Annotated in this window: 20 protein-coding genes; 10 read left to right on the plus strand and 10 right to left on the minus strand. The window is 55.6% G+C overall.

Annotated features, from left to right (window positions below):
• Window positions 1–12: 12 nt before the first annotated feature.
• From FHW16_RS15605 to pepT, 3 genes are all read right to left on the minus strand, one after another.
• A complete protein-coding gene (locus FHW16_RS15605) occupies window positions 13–1290 on the minus strand; it encodes an ABC transporter substrate-binding protein (protein WP_182550136.1) in 1278 nt (425 codons plus the stop codon).
• 13 nt (window positions 1291–1303) lie between these two features.
• On the minus strand, window positions 1304–2341 hold the full coding sequence (locus tag FHW16_RS15610; RefSeq protein WP_182550137.1) for a LacI family DNA-binding transcriptional regulator: 1038 nt from the start codon (window positions 2339–2341) through the stop codon (window positions 1304–1306).
• Between the two features lie 244 nt (window positions 2342–2585).
• The gene (gene pepT / locus FHW16_RS15615) at window positions 2586–3818 is read right to left on the minus strand and encodes a peptidase T (RefSeq protein ID WP_182550138.1); all 1233 of its coding nucleotides are present in this window, start codon (window positions 3816–3818) and stop codon (window positions 2586–2588) included.
• A gap of 320 nt (window positions 3819–4138) precedes the next feature.
• Between pepT and FHW16_RS15620 the strand changes: the two genes are divergently transcribed.
• Window positions 4139–4528: a nuclear transport factor 2 family protein gene (locus FHW16_RS15620; RefSeq protein ID WP_182550139.1), complete on the plus strand. Its 390-nt coding sequence runs from the start codon at window positions 4139–4141 to the stop codon at window positions 4526–4528.
• A 102-nt stretch (window positions 4529–4630) separates the two neighbouring features.
• Here FHW16_RS15620 and FHW16_RS15625 read toward each other — a convergent pair whose 3' ends face one another.
• The 3 genes from FHW16_RS15625 to FHW16_RS15635 form a co-directional block, all read right to left on the minus strand.
• A complete protein-coding gene (locus FHW16_RS15625) occupies window positions 4631–6085 on the minus strand; it encodes an MDR family MFS transporter (RefSeq protein ID WP_182550140.1) in 1455 nt (484 codons plus the stop codon).
• 216 nt (window positions 6086–6301) lie between these two features.
• Window positions 6302–6847 (minus strand): hypothetical protein, encoded by a 546-nt coding sequence (locus tag FHW16_RS15630; protein WP_182550141.1) that lies wholly within the window; start codon window positions 6845–6847, stop codon window positions 6302–6304.
• A gap of 294 nt (window positions 6848–7141) precedes the next feature.
• Complete coding sequence (locus tag FHW16_RS15635) at window positions 7142–8287, minus strand: helix-turn-helix transcriptional regulator (protein WP_182550142.1); 1146 nt, start codon at window positions 8285–8287, stop codon at window positions 7142–7144.
• A gap of 375 nt (window positions 8288–8662) precedes the next feature.
• Between FHW16_RS15635 and FHW16_RS15640 the strand changes: the two genes are divergently transcribed.
• Window positions 8663–9352, plus strand: a complete 690-nt coding sequence (locus FHW16_RS15640) for a GntR family transcriptional regulator (protein ID WP_246711797.1) — start codon at window positions 8663–8665, stop codon at window positions 9350–9352.
• 207 nt (window positions 9353–9559) lie between these two features.
• Window positions 9560–9931 carry a hypothetical protein gene (locus tag FHW16_RS15645; protein WP_182550143.1) on the plus strand — a complete coding sequence of 124 codons (372 nt, stop codon included), beginning with the start codon at window positions 9560–9562 and terminating at the stop codon, window positions 9929–9931.
• 45 nt (window positions 9932–9976) lie between these two features.
• Here the strand turns inward: FHW16_RS15645 and FHW16_RS15650 are convergent, their stop codons facing one another.
• On the minus strand, window positions 9977–10501 hold the full coding sequence (locus tag FHW16_RS15650; protein ID WP_182550144.1) for a DUF1003 domain-containing protein: 525 nt from the start codon (window positions 10499–10501) through the stop codon (window positions 9977–9979).
• A 382-nt stretch (window positions 10502–10883) separates the two neighbouring features.
• Between FHW16_RS15650 and FHW16_RS15655 the strand changes: the two genes are divergently transcribed.
• From FHW16_RS15655 to FHW16_RS15685, 7 genes are all read left to right on the plus strand, one after another.
• On the plus strand, window positions 10884–11657 hold the full coding sequence (locus FHW16_RS15655; RefSeq protein ID WP_348643897.1) for a transporter substrate-binding domain-containing protein: 774 nt from the start codon (window positions 10884–10886) through the stop codon (window positions 11655–11657).
• A 56-nt stretch (window positions 11658–11713) separates the two neighbouring features.
• Window positions 11714–12457, plus strand: a complete 744-nt coding sequence (locus FHW16_RS15660) for an amino acid ABC transporter permease (protein ID WP_182550146.1) — start codon at window positions 11714–11716, stop codon at window positions 12455–12457.
• Window positions 12457–13242: an amino acid ABC transporter permease gene (locus FHW16_RS15665; protein ID WP_182550147.1), complete on the plus strand. Its 786-nt coding sequence runs from the start codon at window positions 12457–12459 to the stop codon at window positions 13240–13242. The genes FHW16_RS15660 and FHW16_RS15665 overlap by 1 nt, the downstream gene beginning before the upstream one ends.
• Before the next feature lie 27 nt (window positions 13243–13269).
• On the plus strand, window positions 13270–14061 hold the full coding sequence (locus FHW16_RS15670; RefSeq protein ID WP_182550148.1) for an amino acid ABC transporter ATP-binding protein: 792 nt from the start codon (window positions 13270–13272) through the stop codon (window positions 14059–14061).
• Window positions 14055–15437, plus strand: coding sequence for an MmgE/PrpD family protein (locus tag FHW16_RS15675; RefSeq protein ID WP_182550254.1), 1383 nt, complete (start codon window positions 14055–14057; stop codon window positions 15435–15437). The genes FHW16_RS15670 and FHW16_RS15675 overlap by 7 nt, the downstream gene beginning before the upstream one ends.
• Window positions 15438–15446: 9 nt before the next feature.
• Window positions 15447–16760: an LLM class flavin-dependent oxidoreductase gene (locus tag FHW16_RS15680; RefSeq protein ID WP_182550149.1), complete on the plus strand. Its 1314-nt coding sequence runs from the start codon at window positions 15447–15449 to the stop codon at window positions 16758–16760.
• Window positions 16761–16981: 221 nt separating this feature from the next.
• Window positions 16982–17647 carry a TetR/AcrR family transcriptional regulator gene (locus FHW16_RS15685; protein WP_182550150.1) on the plus strand — a complete coding sequence of 222 codons (666 nt, stop codon included), beginning with the start codon at window positions 16982–16984 and terminating at the stop codon, window positions 17645–17647.
• Window positions 17648–17681: 34 nt separating this feature from the next.
• Here FHW16_RS15685 and FHW16_RS15690 read toward each other — a convergent pair whose 3' ends face one another.
• The 3 genes from FHW16_RS15690 to aroQ are packed head-to-tail and all read right to left on the minus strand — an operon-like array spanning window position 17682 to window position 20366.
• A complete protein-coding gene (locus tag FHW16_RS15690) occupies window positions 17682–18995 on the minus strand; it encodes an MFS transporter (RefSeq protein WP_182550151.1) in 1314 nt (437 codons plus the stop codon).
• A 40-nt stretch (window positions 18996–19035) separates the two neighbouring features.
• The gene (locus FHW16_RS15695; protein WP_182550152.1) at window positions 19036–19920 is read right to left on the minus strand and encodes a shikimate dehydrogenase; all 885 of its coding nucleotides are present in this window, start codon (window positions 19918–19920) and stop codon (window positions 19036–19038) included.
• Entirely contained in the window at window positions 19917–20366 is a 450-nt protein-coding gene (gene aroQ, locus FHW16_RS15700; protein ID WP_348643901.1) for a type II 3-dehydroquinate dehydratase, read from the minus strand. Before aroQ ends, FHW16_RS15695 begins: the two co-directional genes overlap by 4 nt.
• Between the last annotated feature and the right edge of the window lie 183 nt (window positions 20367–20549).

Genomic DNA, 20549 nt, shown 5'->3' on the forward strand with positions numbered 1-20549 from the left:
CGGCCAATGATATTATTCGACTGGGCAGGGGGCCTGGCTTGGCGCATCCGGTGCCCAGCAGGCCGCACCGGTATCTCCCATCAGCTTGCCAAGGCTCGCTGCTTGGTCATTCAGAACGTCGGTTACCGGTTCGCCACGAAGGACGATGCGCTGAAACGTGTCCATATAGACCTTGTTGAACTCACCGCCGCGATCACCAAGGCCCACCGGCAACAGGGAAATGACAGCATCAGGCGCCTGCTGTGTCGCCTGCACGCCAGCTGCCAGCATGGCAATGCCCGGTTCAATATCGGATGGAAGTTTCGCGTCGACCGTCGGGAAGAAACCAACATTCTGGGCCGTCAGGATCTGCGTTTCCGGCTTGACCAGATGCTCAATCACACCTTTGGCGCCCGCCTCATCGGGAGCCCCTTGCGGGATTGCCAGTCCCGCCACAACGGGCATGTAGCCGCGGCCCTTGGGGCCGGCAGGCGCTGGAAAGATCACATATTGGTCCGGCTGCGATGCCACTGCTTCTTTCAACCGGGCAATATGATCCCAGGCGACCCATACTTCATCGGCGAGCAATGGCTCCTGCATAAAATTGTAATTCGTGGAGTTTGGATTGACGACCGCCCAGAGTTTTTTGAAACTCTCCCATCCCTTTGCCGCATCAGCCGATTTGAACGGACGAACGACGCCGCCCGTGAAAGATGGGTAGAAATACCCCTGGAAATAGCGCGCCATCAGACCCTTGGGGCCCGCCGGAAAGCCGATACGCGGCTGCCCGGTTTCGCTTTGCATCTTCTGACCCCATTCAATCAACTGATCATAGGTCAGTTTGTTGATGTCAGCGCCTGCAGGCAAGTACTGAAGTGCCTGCTTGTTGGCAGCCATGACATAGGTCGCCTGCATCCATGGAATATACTGTTGTGTATCCTTGCCGAGTTTGCCCAGATCAAGCAGCCCCTTCGGCATGCCGTTGTCGGCAAGTTGCTTGGCGAGATCGTCAAGCGGCACAAAACCGTTCTTCGCCGCTATCGGCGACAATTCTCCGTGGAGTGCACCGACGAGACTGATTGTATGTGTTCCAGCTTGACGTTCGGCTTCCATGCGCACCGCAAACTGCGGTGGCTCTTCGACGACATATTCAACGGGTGCAGCGAGCCCTTTGAGGATAACGTTACGCACTGCGGTCGCCTCTTCGATCGGACGAAGTTGTGTCGACAGAAAGATGGTTTCCGCCTGTGCCGCCGCGCCGGCAAAGAAACCAGAGGCTGCAAGCAGCCCGATAAGCAGGGATCGTTTCATTGCATCTCCTCCATTATTCTTCTTGAGCGCCCGCATCATTGGCGGCCAATCGTTGCGACCGGCGGTGGCTGGCACGCGGCAGGAATTCCACGGGATGGATCTCCTGTAAGGTTTCCGGTGCCTCTCCACCGAGGGCTCGCAGCAAGAGCAGTGCTATGCGAACACCAATATCATCGCCTGTCACGCGCATGGTCGACAGTGGCGGATCGGTAAACGCGCTCATCGGCAGGTCATCATGACCGATAATGCTCACCGCGTTTCCGCCGGCGACTTCGCGCAGCGCCCGCAAGGTGCCGACGGCCATTTCATCCGTTGCACAGAGAATAGCCGTGGGTTTGACCGGGCCGCTCATCAGGACTTTTGCGGCTGCATAACCGCCATGTTCGGTAGGGTCGCCTTCAATAACAAGTTCCGTTGGCAGTCCGGCTCGTCTCAGGGCATCGTCCCAACCCAGGCGCCGGTGATGCGCAAAGGAAAATTCCTGCGGTCCAGCGACATGCCCTATATGCGTATGGCCATCAGCGATGAAACGCAGGGTTGCATCGCGAAATCCCGCAAAGCCATCACCATCGAGAAAAGCGTGGGGTCTGGCCGATTCCGTCCGGCCAAGAGTAACGAACGGGATGTCGCGTGACTGCAGAAGTTCCACCCGCTCGTCATGCCGCTTGGTACGAACCAGCAGCATGGCGTCGACGCGCTGTCCGTCGACAAAGCGCCGGCACATTTCCAGTTCGCTTTGGCCGCGCGGCACTGGAGCAATAACAAGATTGAGGCCGGAAAGAGCAAGATGCTCGGCGCATGCCGAAAGGATATCGAGGAAATGCGGAGGTCCGATATGACCCGGAGCAGTTGGCAATGTAACAGCGACCAGTTCGGCCCGCTGCCGGCGCAGGCGCCGCGCCGATGCGTTGGGCTGATATCCTGTTCTGGCAGCAGCCTCGAGAACGCGCGCCTTCGTTTTGGCGGAGACATCTGAATAGCCATCCAGAGCCCGTGAAACTGTGGTAATGGACAAGCCCAGCGATTGTGCCAGTTGTTTCAGATTGGACATGCCCCCTCCCAGAAGTGCTTGATTTATAATTTTCCAAAACGTTTTGGATGTCAATTGCCAAAACTGGTGAGGAAGATATCAGAGGAAGAATCCGATGGTTTTTCAGGGGTTGTATATTGGCAAATAGTGGGACCAGAAGATGAGGCGAACGGCACCAAAAGTCATTATGGTGTGATTGCCGGTCGTCAATGAGAATATATCCGCAGCCATTGGCTGACTGCGGATATTGCCAGGCTTAGAATCGTTAAGCGCGCTCTTCCCAGATCTTTGCCAGTTCAACGAGTGTGTTTACGGCTTTTTCCATATCTTGCCGACTGACCCATTCAAGCGGTGAGTGAAAGGCATGGCCACCGGCGAATATGTTGGGACAGGGTAATCCCATGAAGGAGAGGCGGGAGCCGTCGGTACCGCCCCGGATACTGCCACGCACAGGTTCCATGCCGGCGCGGCGCACCGCTTCCAGAGCATTCTCGACAATCTCTGGATGGCGGTCGAGAACAACCTTCATGTTGCGATATTGCTGTGTGATCTTCAAAGTGTAGGAGGAGCCGGGATAATCCGCCATAACATCCTTGACGATGGTTTCTATCGTCGCTTCCTTGGTTGCAAGACCGTCATCATTGAAGTCGCGCACGATAAAGCTGAGGCTAGCCTTTTCCATTGAGCCGGTCACGCCGGTTGGGTGGATGAAGCCGTCACGACCTGCTGTCGCTTCGGGTGCGACATCCTTGGGCAACCGATCGATGATTGCTCCGGCAATCTTGATTGCATTTTCCATCTTGTCCTTGGCGAAGCCCGGATGAATGGCAACACCCTGAATGGTTATATCAACACCGTCGGCAGAGAACGTCTCGTCTTCAATATGGCCGGCCGTCTCACCGTCAACGGTGTAGGCGAACTGTGCACCTAGCTTCACCAGATCAACCTTGTCCGCGCCGCGTCCGACTTCTTCATCGGGGGTGAAGAGGAGCTTGATGGTGCCATGCCGGATGTCAGGGTTATCGACGAGAATCTGCGCCATGCTCATAATTTCGGCAAGGCCGGCCTTATCGTCTGCGCCAAGCAGCGTCGTTCCATCTGTTGTAATGATGTCGTTTCCGATCTGATCAAGAAGCACCGGATTGTTCGCGACGCGAATGATCTGTTGCGGATCTCCGGATAGCTGGATGTCGCCGCCACGGTAATTGTGCAGGATCTGCGGCTTGACGTTTGTGCCGGTGAAGTCTGGTGCAGTGTCCATGTGGGAACAGAAGCAAATCACCGGTACCGGCTTGTCGACGTTCGATGGAATGGTTGCATAGACATAGCCATGCTCATCGAGATGCGCATCGGACAGTCCGATGGCCAGCAACTCCTGGACAAGCAGGCGCCCCAAATTCTTTTGCTTCTCTGTGGTGGGTTGCGCCGATGATTTGGGATCTGATTGAGTGTCAATAACGACGTAGCGAAGAAAGCGATCGAGAACGGTGTCAGTCATAGGGAGATCCAATCTTTACTCGACAATGATGCGCTGATGTAGCGTCTATCGATAGCGTCGTGAATAGATTTCTGTTCTTCCAGACCGCATTTGCCGCGAATATATCAATGGAGTTTATTCAAGAGAGTTTTTATGGTTAATGCCATGTTCAGATATGCTGGGTTAGCTTCTGTGCGTTGGCTTTTACCAAAACCTGCCAAGGGTCCGGTCCACTTTAGTATTGAGTATCGGGTGGCCCGGGCTATAGATTTTGCTTTCACGGTTCTGTCCACAACCTCCAATGGTACGGACCGATGCTATATACAGGAGGGGAAAAAACGATGACCACCGCATCCGATACAATTGACGTTGCCGCCATTGAACAATGTGAAGAACGTCTGAGACTTGCAATGCTGGCCGGTGACGTTGAGGCACTGAAGAAGTTGTTGGCGGAAGACCTCACCTTTATTGATCATCAGGGGCGTCGCGTTGACAAGGCGGCAGACCTTGAAATCTATCGCAACGGTGTTCTGGAGTTCATGAACATCGAGGTTCTGGATCGTGTCATCAAGCCGCTCGATAATGTTGCGCTGGTCTCGTTGAGAGCGAGGGTTACCGGCACATATTATGGCGAGAAGTTTTCGGAGAAATTGGCATACACGCGCGTCTGGAGCCGCAAGTCTAATGCCTGGACCGTCATTTCAGTTCATTGTTCTCGCATAACGATGTGACGCGCCCGGCACATCGCTGGACTGGACGCTATACTGGTTCTGGAAGAGATGAGCCCATGCGGATATTGCGGGCTCACTCAATGTTTGACAATCGGTTCCAGCCTATGCCGCGGGTTTCCTGACGAAGAAGGACGCTACGACTGCGCCCAGCGAAATGATCGCTCCACAGAGAAATGCTGTCTTGATGCCACCGGTCGTCGAGATCAGGATAGTGGACCCTTCCGCGGAGATACTTGCTCCCCGCAACGTCATGATCGCGACAAACAAGGCGGTGCCTGCAGCACCGGCAACCTGCTGTGTCGTGCCGATCATGGCACTGCCATGGGAATAGAGTTTGGGCGGCAATGATCCCAGACTGACGGTGAACAATGGCGTGAACATCAGAGCAAGGCCGATACTCAGCACGATATGTGCAATCAAGAGCATCCAATAGGGCGTGTCCGGTTGGACAAGCGTCAAGCCCCACATGACCAGACTGAACAGGATTGCGCCTGGAATGACCAGCGGTTTCGGACCATATTTATCGAACAGGCTTCCGACCTTTGGCGCGCAAAGCCCCATGATCAGTCCGCCCGGCAGCAGCAAGAGGCCCGTTTGCAGTGTGGAAAGTCCCAGCACGTTCTGCAGATAGATTGGCAGAAGGATGAACACGCCAAACATCGACATCATGAGGATCGCCATCATGATCACGGCGACGGTGAATGTCGTTGTCGCCAGGGTGCGCAGGTCAAGGAGTGCCCGCTCCTGCTTCTGCAACTGCAATTGACGCAATACAAAAACAGCGATTACGGCTGCTCCGATCAGGAGCGGAATCCATGGTGACACAACAGGGGGATGAAGTGCGGCTTCACCCAGCCCGCTGAGGCCATAGACGAAGCTGCCAAAACCAATGGCAGAGAGAAATATCGAAAGGATATCAATGGGCGCGGTGGTGGGGACAGTCACGTTCTTTATCTTGGAGGCGCCCAATGCCAGTGCGCCGAGTGCGATTGGCAGCACAAGGAGAAACAGCCAGCGCCAGTCAAGTGCCGACAGGATCAACCCGGAAATCGTTGGGCCGATTGCCGGGGCAACCGAGATGACGATCGAGATGTTGCCCATGGTCTTGCCGCGCGTCTCCGGCGGCACAAGGTTCATCACCGTGGTCATGAGCAACGGCATCATGATCGCTGTGCCCGAGGCCTGCACGATACGTCCGATGACAAGCTCGGCAAAGCCCGGTGCAAGCGCTGAAACAAGCGTGCCGGCGCTGAACAGCGACATGGCCAGAATGAATACAGGACGCGTATTGAGGCGCTGCAGGAGATAGCCGGTAACCGGGATGACAACCGCCATTGTCAGCATGAACGCCGTGGTGAGCCATTGAGCGGCGCTAGCCGTAATCTGAAGATCAGTCATCAGATGCGGGAGTGCCACGCCCATGATGGTCTCATTGAGGATGACGACGAATGCCGACACCAGAAGCAGAGCAATGACGAGCTTGTTGCGGGCCCTGTGGTCTTCGACAGCGTCTACAGGCGATACTGCATCGCTGTAACTGGAGGAGTCATGGGTCATGATTTTGCCTTAACTAAATTGCGGGCAGGAATAGCGGCAATCGTCTGAACAGCCAAACAATTGATGAGTTTCCCTTTAGGACGATTCAACCTGTACGTTTAAGACAGGTGTGACGAAATATTTTGGCCACAGAGTGAACGAGGGGTGCGAGAGCATGCCTATCATGCCCTCGGACCCCTCGACTATAGACTTGGGATAAAATTTTCGTCTTGTTGGCTAGCGCAGATAGCCGACCAGAGCGCCGATCCCGGCACCGGCCTGCAGACCGACATTAACTCCACCCATCACCAGCACGGCTGGCGCGCGCAAGATGGCTACATTTGCAATGAGCATCATTGCAGGATTGGACAACCCCATCATGAGCGGCAATGGTTCTATACCCAGGAGCATTGCCGATCCGCTAAGGCCTATTATGAGACCGGCGGCCGCGTCAATGTAGACAGTCGCGCCCTGAATGTCCGATTCGGCCAGTTCTTTGCCTTTGAACGCATCTGTCATGTAAACCACGCCACCACTCGGGTAGGACGTTGAGGACCCCGCAGCGCCAATTGCTTTTCCTTTGATCTTGAACACAGGCGCTTTGAACTTACCAAGTCTGGCTTCCTCACCGATTCCACCCCCTATGCCGCCGTACCAGAAGTTTTTCTGGGTTCCCGAAGGATCGTTCAGGATAATTTTCCCGCCGGAACCAATCACGTATCCGATACCAAGGCCACCGGTAGCTCCTGTTTCGTAATTCCAACCACTCGGTCTCAAAAACATGGATTTATCCTTTTCGCATCACGGCCTTTAAAACTGTCCAGTTCAACCCGAAGAGCTCTTCGGCGGTGATGAAGTGTTCGCCTTCCCATGGGAAATGCCGCATGCCAAACTTTTTTGCGAGAGTCTGGCTATCCTCTCAAACAATACCATGTGCACGTTTTAGGTAAGCCGCAAATCCTGAGCAGCTGTCATATGACAAGGGTGGCATTAATTACCCTGCGGGATGCGGGAACTCCTGGTTCGATCCAAAGCCGCAGGGTATCGCATTTTTGACGAACTTGTCATGCGCCCTCCTTACCGGCCATTCCTTAGCAAGACAGGCGCCGCATTCTTGAGCAAGGCTACCAGTTGGCTTTGCTGGTGGGTTCCCGTCTTGTGAAAGAGACGTTCGAGATAAGCGCGCGCCGTTGTGTTCCTCAGACCTGCCTCCTGGGCGGCGTCCTTGAGCGCAAGACCGCCCGCGAGCAATACGGCGAGCCGGGCTTCGGATGGCGTCAATTTGAAGATTGCCCGGATTTGCTCATCCAGACCCTCAGGATTACTCATGTCGATCTTCTTGACGATGACAATGGCGCAGCGACCAATCGTCAATCCGGAAAAGGGCGAATCAAACGCCGGTGCGACTTCCAGGACATAGTTTACCATTTGCCCGGCATCCGTGGAGGTTTCCACAATCATGCGGCCACCCGTGCCAATCAGGCCGTCCATATGAAGGCCGCACGCTTCCGCCACAAGCTTCTTCAGCTGGCGTAGTGACTGGGACTGCGTTGTCAGAAATCCATTGCGCCGCATCAGCTCGGCATGACCGGCCTCGAGAAGGATACCGGCAGCATCATTCAACTCCAGAATCCGTAGATCGGCGTCCACCAGTACCGCCCCAAAAGGCAGGCGCGAAAAGGTTGCCGTCAAGGCGCTGGCGAGCCGCATCTGTTCGTTTATCTGGCTTGCACGCTCGAAATGGGGGGTGAGAAGCGCGAAAAGATCGGCTTCCTTGTTCTCGAAAGACGGCTGGTTGGGACCGCGTCTGATATCAACGAATGTAAGGCTGCTTGCCGTGTGGTTGAGCTTGCAGCACAGGCCGTCGTACATGTCCTGCGGTTTCATCCATTCGTTCCAGAACGCGCTGCGCCGGAACGTGTCCACATCGAAGAGATTTCTATCGGCAACGATACGGTGCAGCGGCCCGGCTGAGAGGGAGGACACGTAGGGATTGGTATGAGTGTGTTCCTCAATATATTTACGGAAATAGCCTTCGTCCTGGTTGGTATTGAATGCCCAGGTGCCAGAAGCGTTTGTCGTGTGATTGGTGAGACAAACAGCGGAACTGTTGAAAAGCTGACGCGTCGATTGAATGGCAGGTGTCCATTGCGTCGGATCGAAGGCGGCCAGATAAATCTGGCCGATCAGCCCTGTTATCTGCGCTAACGTTGCTTCAATCATGCTTAACCCCCTTCTGATCGTATTCGCGTGCTCGGCTGCGAGCGATCAAACTGACCACGACTATGAGTGCCGAAGTTTCCGAACTGTGTTGTGCAGGCATCGGCTCTGCTCATTGCAGCCGTCAAATCCAGACCATTTCCTGTCATTTTTAAACGATTGGATCGAACGAGCGCGGCAGCATGCTTGAACCTTTCAACGTCGGGACGGCACCATAGCGGGAGATGAGATTGGAAGTGGCTATGGAGAGACCGGTCATTTCAGCGTGTCATGAAATTTCAGCGCCCGTATAAATTTGGGATACTCGTATACAAGTTCGTGTGTTGACATTCAATAGCGGCCTCGCGCATGTCCAGATGAAAAGCACAAGGGGGTGGAATGAGTTCGTTGGACAAGTTGTTCGGCAGCGAAATGAAAAAACCGCAGACGGCGGCAGATCAAGTTGCCAGCACTTTGCGTGAAGCCATTGTCAAAGGTATAATTTCATCTGGTACCGCCTTGCGCCAGGACGATCTAGCAATGCGATTTGGCACCAGCCGGATGCCGGTACGCGATGCACTGCGGCTGTTGGAGGCTGAGGGCCTGGTCTCCATTCATCCGACCCGCGGCGCCTTCGTCGCCGAGATGGACGCTGTTGAAATCAGCGAGATTTTTACCATTCGCGAACTGCTTGAATGTGCGGCGCTGCATTTGGCTTTTCCCTTTTTCACCGATGAGATTCTGGATGAGGCCGAAAGCGTGCAGGACCGGATTGCCGCGGAGCCCGACGTCAGCCGCTGGGGTACGTTGAATCTGGCTTTTCACATGACGCTCTACAACCCGTGCCGCAACTCACGGCTGCTGTCGCTTATTGAAGCACAGCATGGGGCCGCTGACCGCTATGTTCGGATCTTTCTGTCAAATGGCGATTTTCGCAATCTCCCGCACAAGGGACACCGAGGCATCATAGCGGCCTGCCGTCAAGGAGACGAGGCGCAGGCAGTACAGATACTGGCAGAGCATCTTCAGGACGGGCGTCAGAAACTTATTGGTTCCATCAGGAACTTATCCGCTGCTGCATCCAGATAAAAGGCCTCTCCAAGCTTGTCTCTTTGGTTGCCGGATCGCTGGAACGTGCCTGTGAACGGATATGGGATAGCTGGCAAATGACAACTGTTCAAAGCCTGTCGCTCTCGGGCAAAGACAGAACATGATCGGCGGGGATACCGCCTCGCATACAAACAAAACGGATAAGCCACGAGCGGCTGCAGTTTCGCAGGTGGCAGGGAGCGCGTCATGCCACGGATTTCAAATCTGTATTTCAAAACGGCAACGATCTTGTTTCTGATCGGCATCGCCATGGGACTGCACATGGGGATATCAGGGGACCACAGCGCCTATCCGGCTCATGCGCATCTCAATCTGCTGGGGTGGGTCAGTAGCGCCATCTTCGGCATTTACTATGCACTCAATCCGGCCAAGGCCGGGGGCAGGCTGCCGTTGCTGCAGTATGCGGTTTATACGGTTGGAGTGATTGTCATGGCAGTCGGACTTTATCTGACGTTACAGGGCAGTCCGGCCATGGAGGCATTGGTTGGCATCGGATCGTTCATCGTGCTTGCCGGTGTCCTGCTTTTCACAGCCGTTGTATTCTCGCGGGGCGCATAACCCCGTAGGGGCAGTAGCCCGGTAACCCGCAGCCCATCGCTACTCCTACTGGGACGATTTTTGATCGCAGAGGCGCCGGACTTCCTCTGTGAGAGACAGGACCTCTTTCTCTCTCAGAAAATCGATTTTCTGATGCAGGAGTTCCATTTTCTCATGCAGTAATTCGATCTCAAGCTCCGCCTTGATATTGATCTTGTAGTCATTCTCGGCGTCTCTGCGGTCTATGTCCTGCTGGCGGTTCTGGCTCATCATGATGAACGGAGCAGCATAGGCGGCCTGGAAAGAAAGCGCGAGGTTGAGCAGAATGAACGGGTAGGGATCCCAGCGCTGCACGTATGCGGTCACGTTCAATATGATCCAGAAAAACAATATTGTTGTCTGGATGATAATGAACGACCAGGAGCCCATGGTTGCGGCGACCTGATCGGCTATTCTTTGGCCTGGAGTCAGGCTGGGTGCCAGTTGAGCAAGCTTGAGATTGCGGGTTTTACGCCGGTGCATGCGCAAATGGCTCAGGAGTGTTCGATCAGTGTCTCCGAGAGATGGTTTTTCCGGTTCAATATCTGTCATCACATCATGCCTCATGGATATTCCCGACTGACAGGAGTGGATCTGTTGATCCCGCGTCGCGCAGATTTAACACAAAGGCATAAACTTTGACTAAAGCCCCAAGAGCTGAACAAAGGGCATCGCAAGGTGCGAAAACGACTCTCCGCCGGCTCGTTCATTTTGCCGCTTTGCCGCGTATCACGACAAGCGTCTACCGAAACCTGTTTTGGGAGATGGTTCTACCTCTATGTTCTGCAGAATTGGTATTTTGTTCCTATGGGTTTGGTGAAGAAATGTGTTCAATACGCGAAATTCCATTCTCATAAGGACCGGACTTCCAGTGAAAAGTTGGATTAAAATTCTATCTGCAATATTTGCAGCATCATTAGCCGCGGCCGTAAACGTGACGCCTGTTCAGGCGGATGCAACGCTGGACAGAATCAAGGAACGTGGAACGCTGGTTGCAGGCGTGATCCTGTCCGGACCGCCTTATGGCTATATCGATCCGAAGACGCAGCAGCAGGAGGGGTTGAACCTCGATCTCGCGCGGGAATTTGCAAAGCGTCTGGGTGTAAAGCTGGAAACGGTCGCCGTCACTCCGCCGAACCGTGTGCAATTCCTCCAGCAGGGCAAGGTTGATCTGCTTCTTGCCAATATGCAGTGGACGCAGGAACGGGCTGAGATATTGAGCTTCGTACCGACTGCCTTTGAAGTGAGCGGCGGTGCGGCGGTCGTCCGCAAGGACAGTGGCATCAAAGACTGGGCGGACCTGCGCGGCAAGACCGTATGCGTCTCTCAGGGAAGCAATTTCACCAAGCCGTTGATTGAGGAATATGGCGCCATCGTAAAGGGATTCCCAGGTCAGCCTGATTCATTGCTCGCGTTGAAGGGCGGCAATTGTGATGCTGCGGTGCATGTCGGCGCGACGGTCAAGCTCATGCTCAAGCAGCGAGCGGATGAGTGGAAGGACTACGAAGTTTCCATTCCAACTGAACTGATCCCGTCCGACTCCGTCGTCTGGCTGCGCAAGGGAGAAGCCGATACGCAGGCAGCTCTCGACCAGATTATGAAGAATCTGCACGGTTCGGGCTGGATGATTGCGACCGCCGAGAAAGATCAGTTGCCTGTCAGCCCGTTTTTGATCGAGGCTCGGGAAAAGTACAAGGTCTCGCAGTAATGATCCTGATTGCGACGGCGAGGCCTGGCAACACGGCCGGAAGCTGTATGTAGGCCATGCTGGATTCAATTCTCGCAGGTTTCGTGACCTACACAAAAAGTCTGGGTTTCAACTTCGGCTTTTTAACCAGTGTCTATGAGCGAACCATCTGGATCGATGGTATTAGCATGACGCTGATCCTGATTGCGGTGACGATTCCCGTCAGCCTTGTCGGTGGTGGTCTGCTTGCGGCCGCTCTGACATCCGGGCGGAAATATCTTTCGGTTCCTGCGCGGGTGTTCGTGGAACTCACCCGCAATACACCGACGCTGGTTCAGTTGATGTGTGCGTTTCTTGTGGTCAACATGCTGATCAGCAAGGCACTGGGTGGCGCCCAATATAACCCGTTCTCGCCGTTCTTTTGGGTTGTTGCCGTCGTCGGCCTGCATATCGCTGCCTTCCATGCGGAGGCCTTGCGGGCAGGTATTGAATCCGTGCCTTCGGCAACGCTGGAGGCCGCGCGTGCCATCGGCTTCAACCGCCTGCAGATATTGTGGTTCGTGGAGTTCCCGCTGGCGCTGCGTGCGGCACTTCCGGCCATCGTGAATAATCTGGTCAATCTTGCCAAGCTGACCACCGTCGGCTCGGCCATCGCAGTTGGCGAAGTTACCTATGCCTCAATCATGATCTGGAGCCAGAGGGACAATGTCATCGAACTGATGATCGTCATCCTGCTACTGTTCAGTCTCATCAATCTTTTGATCGCTCGAACGGGCCGCTGGCTTGAGAATAAGCTAAAAGTTCCGGGTCTTGGAATATAATGTTGAATATATTGACATTTTCCCGTGTTCCTTCATTGGCGTCGTCCACCGTTCTTCCGGTGCTTGGCGGAATCGCCGTGGCTGGACTCCTGTGGTCGTTCTTTGAGCCCGAGTCGGCCGCCACGCTGCTCGTCTGGACCCCGTATCTTGCACGCGGCTTCGCCATGAATATCCTCATCAGTATCTGTGCCATCGCGCTTGGCAGTCTGGTCGGCTTGATACTCGGCGCGCTGGAGCTTTCTCCCCGTGCGCTCATCCGGTTCCCGGCACTCGTCTATGTTCAGATTTTCCGCAACGCGCCGCATCTCGTGCTGATCTTTGCTACCACCTATATTTTCCCTTTCGAGATACTGGTGGCCGGTTTGAGAATACCATTTCCCGATTGGATCAAGGCAACGATTGGACTGGCCATTCCGGCCAGCGCCCATATTGCGGAAATCGTGCGGGGGGCGGTGCAATCGATCCCGACAGCGCAATGGGAAGCGGCTGCGGGAATGGGTTTTTCGCGATCACAGACACTGCGGTGGATCATCCTGCCCCAATGCATCAAGCGCGTCCTGCCGCCGTGGATGAACCTTTATGCCTCCATTTCCATGGGAACCGCGCTGGCATCACTCGTCGGTGTCAACGAGTTGCTGCATGCGGCAACCGATGCCAGTACCGCCGTGCAGCGGACCGATTTTACGGTTGCCGTCTATCTGACGGTACTCGTCTGGTTCTTTGTCTATTGTTATCCGGTGGCGCGGTTCACGCAAAACCTCGAACGACGGTTTGCCGTCCGGTAAATGTGCAATCAGAGGCGAACAGCAGAGATGACTGAATCCAAACGCGAAGAACGCGCCATTCTGGTGAAGATGGAAGATGTGCATCTGGCTTTCGGCCAGACGCAGGTTCTGAAAGGCATTGACCTGGAAGTGCGCAAAGGCGATGCGGTGTCCATTATCGGACCATCCGGATCGGGCAAATCGACCATCCTGCGTTGCATCAATGGGTTGGTCACGCCCCAGCGCGGGTCGATTACCGTGGGCCAGACAGCCGTCCACGAATTGAAGAGCGAAGCTGAGCGCATTCCTTTGCGCAAGCGCATTGGTATCGTGTTTCAGCAGTACAACCTCTTTCCGCATCTGAGTGTGCTGGAGAACATCGTGATTGCCCCGGTCCGCATTCAGGGCGTGGGGCGCCCGGAAGCAGAGCGCCATGCGCGCGAACTTTTGGCCCGGGTGCGTCTGTCTGACAAGGAGCATGCCTATCCGGGAGAACTCTCCGGGGGACAGCAGCAGCGTGTCGCTATCGCTCGGGCTTTGGCCATGCGGCCCGAACTCGTGCTCTTTGATGAAGTCACATCGGCTCTCGATCCGGAGACCGTTGGCGAGGTGCTGGCGGTCATTCGTGAACTGGTGGCCGATGGCCTGACCAGCATATTGGTAACGCACGAGATGCGGTTTGCCGAGGAAATCAGCGACGAGGTCTTGTTTACAGAGGGCGGGCGTATCGTCGAACGGGGCTCGCCTGCATCGTTGTTCCACAATTCGAGCAATCCGCGTATTCATAGTTTTATCAATGGTTTGGGTTCAGGAGCTAAAACTCGGGAGTCAGCATTGTGACCAATGCATCTTTGACGGCAAACCTTGCCAGGCTCATTGCAGCGTCCGATCCGCTCCGCACGCCGGAAGCGGTGGAGCTGGCGCGACGGGCCATCATCGATTTTCTTGCCTGTACCATCGCCGGATCACACGATACTGGAACGCTAGCCGTTCTTGACGTGTTTCTGCCGTTAGCCGGGCATGGCGATGCCATTCTGATCGGGCAGGGCAGAACAACAGATCCCTTCACGGCGGCACTCGTCAACGGCCACGCTGGCCATGCCCTCGATTATGACGACGTGCACCCCAGTGTTCGGGGCCATCCCACGACGGTTATTCTCCCTGCTCTGCTTGCCATAGCCCGCGAGACGCCAGCATCCGCGCTTGAGCTTGTTTCCGCCTACATCGTCGGCGTGGAAACGATGTCCCGCCTCGGGCTGGCGCTCGGCAGCAAGCATTATGAAAACGGCTTTCATGCCACAGCAACACTCGGCACAATCGGCGCGGCGGCTGCGTGCGCGCACCTGTTGAAACTGAAGCCGGAGACAATAGCGGTCGCGCTTGGGCTTGCCGCCACCCAGTCCGCCGGCCTGCGTTTGCAGTTCGGGTTTGATGCCAAGCCGTTGCATGCCGGACTTGCTGCCCGTGCCGGTTTGACAGCCGTGAAGCTGGCTGCTGCGGGCTTTAACGGCTCGCCGGATTTTCTGGAGGGGCCGATCGGTTTCTTTGCCGCCTACGGAGCGGGCGCCGCGCGGCCGGAACGTGCTGTCGAGGCATGGGGCGAGCCATGGCAGATTGTTTCACCCGGTCTCATCCTCAAGGAATTTCCCTGCTGCACCGCCACCCATTGCGCGGCGGAGGCAATCCTTTCACTGCGTTCCGAACATGCAATCGATCCGGCAAAGATCAAAGCCATCACCGCTACGTTCCCGCCCGGCGGAGACGCAGCTTTGGTCGTACGTGAACCGCAAACGGGCGTTGATGGCCGATTCAGTGTCGAATACGTCATTGCGACGGGGATTATCGATGGCAAGCTTGGCATAGACGTGTTTTCCGATCATCCGGTGCGCCCCGAGATTGCCGCCCTGGCGCGATTGGTCGAAAGACGCCACGACGAAACAGCGCCGCGCATGTCGAATGATCCTGCAACGCGATTTACGATTGTCGACGTGATCTTTGCCGACGGCAGCAAACTCTCGCGCCGGGTTTCGGTGCTGAGAGGCGCACAGGATCTGGCCGCCAAGTTCTTCGACGCTGCTGGATCAGACCCCGTTTGGGCAAAGATTCCGCATACAGTGTTGACGATGGAAACGCGGGCGGATCTGCTTGATCTTCTCGATGCGCTGGCTGCCAATGCAACAGAATCCGAATCAATCATAACGCAATCAGTGTCCTAGGGGTTTTCCATGGCCAAGACAAAACGGCAAATTCATCTCGGGCTTTTTCTTCAGGGTGCGGGCCACCATGTTGCAGGATGGCGGCATCCGGACGCTGAATCAGGCAGCGAAAATCTTGATCTTTTGCAACGGCTTGCAGCAACGGCTGAACGCGCCAAATTCGATCTTCTGTTTCTCGCGGACGGGCTGACCAGCGGCAGTGATGCGCACCCGTCGATGGTGGCGCGGTTCGAGCCGTTGACACTGTTGTCCGCGCTGGCGATGTCAACCACACGGCTTGGACTGGCGGCAACGGCGTCGACAACCTATGGTGAGCCGTTCCATATAGCCCGCGTTTTTGCATCGCTTGATCATCTGAGCCGGGGGCGGGCAGGCTGGAATGTCGTCACGACATCCTATGCACGGACAGCCGCCAATTTTGGCGCACGCCATCCGGAGCACGACGAACGCTATGCCATTGCCGAAGAGTTCGTCGATGTCGTCAAAGGGTTGTGGGACAGCTGGGACGATGACGCCTTCCCGAAAGACAAGGCAGCAGGCGTCTATGCCGATGCCGACAAACTCAACATCCTCGACCACAAGGGCAAATACTTCTCGGTAAAGGGACCGCTTAACGCATCGCGTCCTCCGCAGGGACATCCGGTTATCATTCAGGCAGGCTCGTCCGGCCCTGGACAGGATCTGGCGGCACGGAATGCAGATATCGTGTTCACCGCCCAGCAAAGCATTGAGGAGGCTCAAAGTTTTTACAAGAGCCAAAAGGAACGCGTGGCTGCGCATGGCCGCGACGTGGATTCCCTTGCGATCATGCCGGGTTTTTTGCCTGTCATCGGAGATACCTTTGCTGAAGCGCGCGACAAACTCGCCTTGCTTGATGGCTGGACCGATCCGACGAATGCCATGCCCTTGCTCGTCGAAAGGCTGGGACACGATCTGTCGGGCTATGACCTTGACGGGCCGTTGCCCGAGCTGCCGGTCTCGGATCAATTGCAGAGCCGGGCAAAGCTCCTGACCGATCTTGCCAAGCGGGAGAACCTGACCATTCGCCAGCTCGCCCTGCGGGTTGCCGCAGGACGTGGCCATCACATCATTCTTGGTACGCCTGTTGAAATTGCCGACCGGATGCAGCTCTGGTTTGAAGAAAGAGCGGCCGACGGGTTCAATGTCATGCCGCCTTATTTCCCCGGTGGGCTTGATGACTTCTGCAGCAAGGTGGTGCCTATCCTGCAGGAGCGGGGCCTGTTCCGCACGGAATATGAGGGAACAACGCTGCGTGATCACCTCGGTATTACGCGGACGGCCGACAGGCGTGGTGTTGCCTGACGAGGGGAAGTGCCGCAAGAGTACAAATTATATGGGTTCGCTGCTTTGCCGGATGCGGTGACAACGCTGCGCATCAGCCCGGGCTCGCGGCAAAATCAGAGGCTTGCTGAATCGAAGCGCAACAATACGGGTGGTGGATATTCGTTGCCCGTATTGCGTTGGACGTACAGGTTCGTCCATTATGCGATATCGATTATTGCAGCAGACAGATAGATTCAGGCATGCCAAATCAAACGCCTTCGAGGAAACGTTCAGTACCTGAGCGGAGTCGAACGAACGATCCGGAGCGGACCAAGGCAGATATTCTTGCAGTGGCGACTGAAGAGTTTGCTACCTATGGTCTAAGTGGCGCGCGGGTTGATGCGATTGCCGAGCGGACGCAAACTTCCAAACGCATGATCTATTATTATTTCGGCGGGAAGGACGGGCTTTATCTGGCTGTGCTCGAAAAGGCCTATGCGGATATCAGAGCGATCGAATCCGCTTTGGAACTTGATCTGCTCGATCCTGTCGAGGCTTTGCGCCGCGTTATTGACCAGACATTCGAGAATGACGATAGCCATACGGATTTCGTTCGCCTGGTCACGATCGAGAACATCAATCAGGGCAAGCACCTCGCCGAAGCAACATCAATTCGGGAAATCAATCTTCGGATCATTCAGATCATAGACGCTATACTGGAGCGTGGACGTGCCAAGGGGCTGTTTCGCGCCGATCTCGAGCCGGTGGACGTCCACATGATGATCAGCGCTTTCTGTTTCTTCCGCGTTGCAAACCGCCACACCTTTGGCGCGATCCACCGTATCGATTTGTCGGAACCGGGCCGCAGGCAGAAACACAAGCAGATGATTGCCGATGCTGTGATCGGTCTGCTCCAGCAAAAATGACGGGCGGGAGCACGCACTCCCACCCGCCAGTTAATCAAGCCACGGCGCTTGCTGACTTTTTCCCCAGATCTTCCATCGGGGTTTGGTAAGTCTCCGAGGCGGTTGCAGCAGAAATCGCAGCAATGATTGCTGTTATCGTCGTGAACGCTGCCACAGGCACCCATCCATTGGGTCCGGTGCCGAGCAGCGCCGCGCTGATGGTTGGCGCAAAGCCTCCCAAGGCAAAGCCGATCTGTGTGCCGATTGCCATGCCCGAGAGCCGGACGCGCGTATCGAACATTTCACCATACAGGGCTGGCCATACACCATTCGAGGCGCTGTATACGATGCCGGACAAAAGGATGCCGAGAACAAAGATAAGTGTCAGATTTCCCTGACTGATCGCCCAGATATAGGGCCAGATCAGAACGGCGCAGCCAAGGGCACCGAAGATGAAAACCGGCTTGCGTCCGATACGGTCTGCGAGCATGGCCCAAGCTGGGATGGCACCAAGGGCAACGATGTTGGCCAACACCAGAACCGTCAGCATGGTCGAACGGTCGATCTGCATCGTGTTGACCGCATAGGACAGGGTGAAGACACTGAATATCGTACTGACGACGGAAATCAGCGCGGCGAAAACAATGCGCAACACGTCGGTCCAGTTGTTTTTGAACAGCGTTATGAACGGCAGTTTTGACGTTTCATGCTTCTTTGCCTCTTCGATGAAGACTGGTGTTTCCGGCAGTGTGCGCCGCACCCAGAAGCCGACGACGACCACAACGAGGCTAAGGAAGAAGGGAATGCGCCAGGCCCATGACAACAGGTCTGCTTCAGGTAACCTTGCGATGGGTATGAAGACGAGCGTTGCCAGAATGAGCCCGGCTTGCGTCCCGCTGAGCGTGAAGCTTGTGAAAAACGCCCGTCTATTGGGTGGTGCGTGCTCAAGGGTCATTGAATTCGCGCCGGCTTGTTCGCCCGCTGCCGAGATACCCTGCAACAGGCGCGCGACGACCAGCAGGATTGGCGCAAGGATACCGACGTGGTCATATGTCGGCAGGCATCCAATAATGAAGGTTGAGAAGCCCATCAGCAACAAGGTAAATGTAAGAACCTTCTTGCGGCCGAATTGATCGCCGATATGACCTAGAATAACGGCGCCGAATGGCCGTGCGATGTAAGCCACGCCAAAGGTTGCAAAGGACGCAATGGCTGCCGCCTGCGGATCCGCTGCCGAAAAGAAGATCTTTGGAAAGATGAGCGCGGCTGCCGTTCCATAAATGAAGAAATCATAATATTCGACTGCACTGCCTATCCAGCTGGCCAGTGCTGCCTTTCTGGGTGCTTTGACACCTGTTGGTTGATGCATGGAAGTCTCCTCCTCCTAAAGGCTTTCATTGGTGCCCGGTTCAGGCTGCGGCCTCCTTCGCTCCGGAACCGAGTTGGATAAAATGACGCAACATGCGTTCGTGATCGGGCCTCACCCCGGTAAAAAGACGGAAGGCTTCGACCGCCTGAAAGACCGCCATACCGCCACCATCGAGCGTGCGGCAACCAAGATGGCGCGCGGCGCGAAGAAGAGCTGTTTCGAGCGGAAAATAGACAATCTCTGCCACCCAGAGTTTCTGGTGAAGCAACTCTACCGGCAGGGGTGTTCCAGGGTACTTGTCCATTCCCGTCGGTGTGCAGTGAACCAGTCCGTCGGCTGCTGCCACATCGGTTGCGAGGTCCCGCGAGACACGGACGCGGCTGGCGCCAAACCGCTCAAAGCGGTCGTTGAGCGCAGCAGCGGTTTCTTCAGCCCGTGACGGATCTTTGTCCATCAGAACGAGTTCCCGAACGCCCAATGTCAGAAGCGCATGAGCAACAGCTGCACCGGCACCACCAGCGCCAAGCTGTACTAGCGAGGACAGGGGAGCACCGGGCAGGCCGCGCTTGAAGCTTTCGGAAAAACCCCACCAGTCGGTATTGTGACCGATGCGGCGCCCTCCATGCAGCACGACGGTGTTGACTGCTCCAAGGGCTGCCGCGTCGGGGGAGAGCTCATCCAGATGGGGAATGATGGCCTGCTTGCACGGATGAGTTACATTCAGTCCGGCAAAGCCCATTCGTTCGGCATCGATCAACAGGTCCGGAAGTGCTTCAGGCCCGACGCCGAGCCGCTCAAGATCGATAGTCTGGTAGAACAGCCGAAAACCCTGCTCATCTCCTTCCCGCTCATGCATGGGAGGTGTGCGCGACTTCTGAATGCCTGCGCCGACGAGGCCAAGAAGAAAATGAGTGGACTTGGTCATCGGATAGCCTTTTCAAGATCGGCGGCAAGATGACGTAGAGCAAGGGTGTAGCCTTGCGTACCGCAACCGCAGATCACGCCGGTTGCAACATTTGATACGTAGCTGTGATGCCGAAACGCCTCACGCCGATGAATGTTGGAAATGTGGACTTCTATGATGGGGCAGGGGCACGCGGCCAGCGCATCCATGATCGCGACTGATGTATGGGAATACCCGGCAGGATTGATGACGATGCCCGAGACAATCTCGCGTGCCTCATGGATCCACGCTATCAATTCATGTTCGGCATTGCTTTGTCGGAAATCGATGGAGAGCCCAAGTTCAGCTGCAAGGCGCATGCATTCCATCGCGACATCGTCGAGCGTCTCCCTGCCGTAAATCTCCGGCTGACGCTTTCCAAGCAGGTTCAGGTTTGGCCCGTTAAGGACCAGAATTTTGTGAGCAATCGTCATTGTGTTGAATCCAGATTCAACGGCTGACAAAGCTTCGCACGCACACTGTTCGGCTGCATGTTTCCTCCCATCTTCTCCCCATCGCAACGTCGCTATTGGCTCAGTCTGCGATTGACGCATAATGTACGAACTGGTACGTTCATGTCAATAGAGCGCAAAACCGTTCCTGTCGAAGGT

The sequence above is a fragment of the Phyllobacterium myrsinacearum genome, assembly GCF_014138285.1.
In the GTDB taxonomy this organism is placed as follows: Bacteria; Pseudomonadota; Alphaproteobacteria; order Rhizobiales; family Rhizobiaceae; genus Phyllobacterium; species Phyllobacterium myrsinacearum_A.

Coding starts and splice junctions, on each gene's coding strand:
- pepT (WP_182550138.1), bottom strand. CDS start 3,818: ATGACTGACACCGTTCTCGATCGCTTTCTTCGCTACGTCGTTATTGAC.
- FHW16_RS15670 (WP_182550148.1), top strand. CDS start 13,270: ATGACTGAATCCAAACGCGAAGAACGCGCCATTCTGGTGAAGATGGAA.
- FHW16_RS15605 (WP_182550136.1), bottom strand. CDS start 1,290: ATGAAACGATCCCTGCTTATCGGGCTGCTTGCAGCCTCTGGTTTCTTT.
- FHW16_RS15610 (WP_182550137.1), bottom strand. CDS start 2,341: ATGTCCAATCTGAAACAACTGGCACAATCGCTGGGCTTGTCCATTACC.
- FHW16_RS15690 (WP_182550151.1), bottom strand. CDS start 18,995: ATGCATCAACCAACAGGTGTCAAAGCACCCAGAAAGGCAGCACTGGCC.
- FHW16_RS15620 (WP_182550139.1), top strand. CDS start 4,139: ATGACCACCGCATCCGATACAATTGACGTTGCCGCCATTGAACAATGT.
- FHW16_RS15645 (WP_182550143.1), top strand. CDS start 9,560: ATGCCACGGATTTCAAATCTGTATTTCAAAACGGCAACGATCTTGTTT.
- FHW16_RS15650 (WP_182550144.1), bottom strand. CDS start 10,501: ATGACAGATATTGAACCGGAAAAACCATCTCTCGGAGACACTGATCGA.
- FHW16_RS15695 (WP_182550152.1), bottom strand. CDS start 19,920: ATGACCAAGTCCACTCATTTTCTTCTTGGCCTCGTCGGCGCAGGCATT.
- FHW16_RS15685 (WP_182550150.1), top strand. CDS start 16,982: ATGCCAAATCAAACGCCTTCGAGGAAACGTTCAGTACCTGAGCGGAGT.
- FHW16_RS15660 (WP_182550146.1), top strand. CDS start 11,714: ATGCTGGATTCAATTCTCGCAGGTTTCGTGACCTACACAAAAAGTCTG.
- FHW16_RS15640 (WP_246711797.1), top strand. CDS start 8,663: ATGAGTTCGTTGGACAAGTTGTTCGGCAGCGAAATGAAAAAACCGCAG.
- FHW16_RS15680 (WP_182550149.1), top strand. CDS start 15,447: ATGGCCAAGACAAAACGGCAAATTCATCTCGGGCTTTTTCTTCAGGGT.
- FHW16_RS15635 (WP_182550142.1), bottom strand. CDS start 8,287: ATGATTGAAGCAACGTTAGCGCAGATAACAGGGCTGATCGGCCAGATT.
- FHW16_RS15630 (WP_182550141.1), bottom strand. CDS start 6,847: ATGTTTTTGAGACCGAGTGGTTGGAATTACGAAACAGGAGCTACCGGT.
- FHW16_RS15665 (WP_182550147.1), top strand. CDS start 12,457: ATGTTGAATATATTGACATTTTCCCGTGTTCCTTCATTGGCGTCGTCC.
- FHW16_RS15625 (WP_182550140.1), bottom strand. CDS start 6,085: ATGACCCATGACTCCTCCAGTTACAGCGATGCAGTATCGCCTGTAGAC.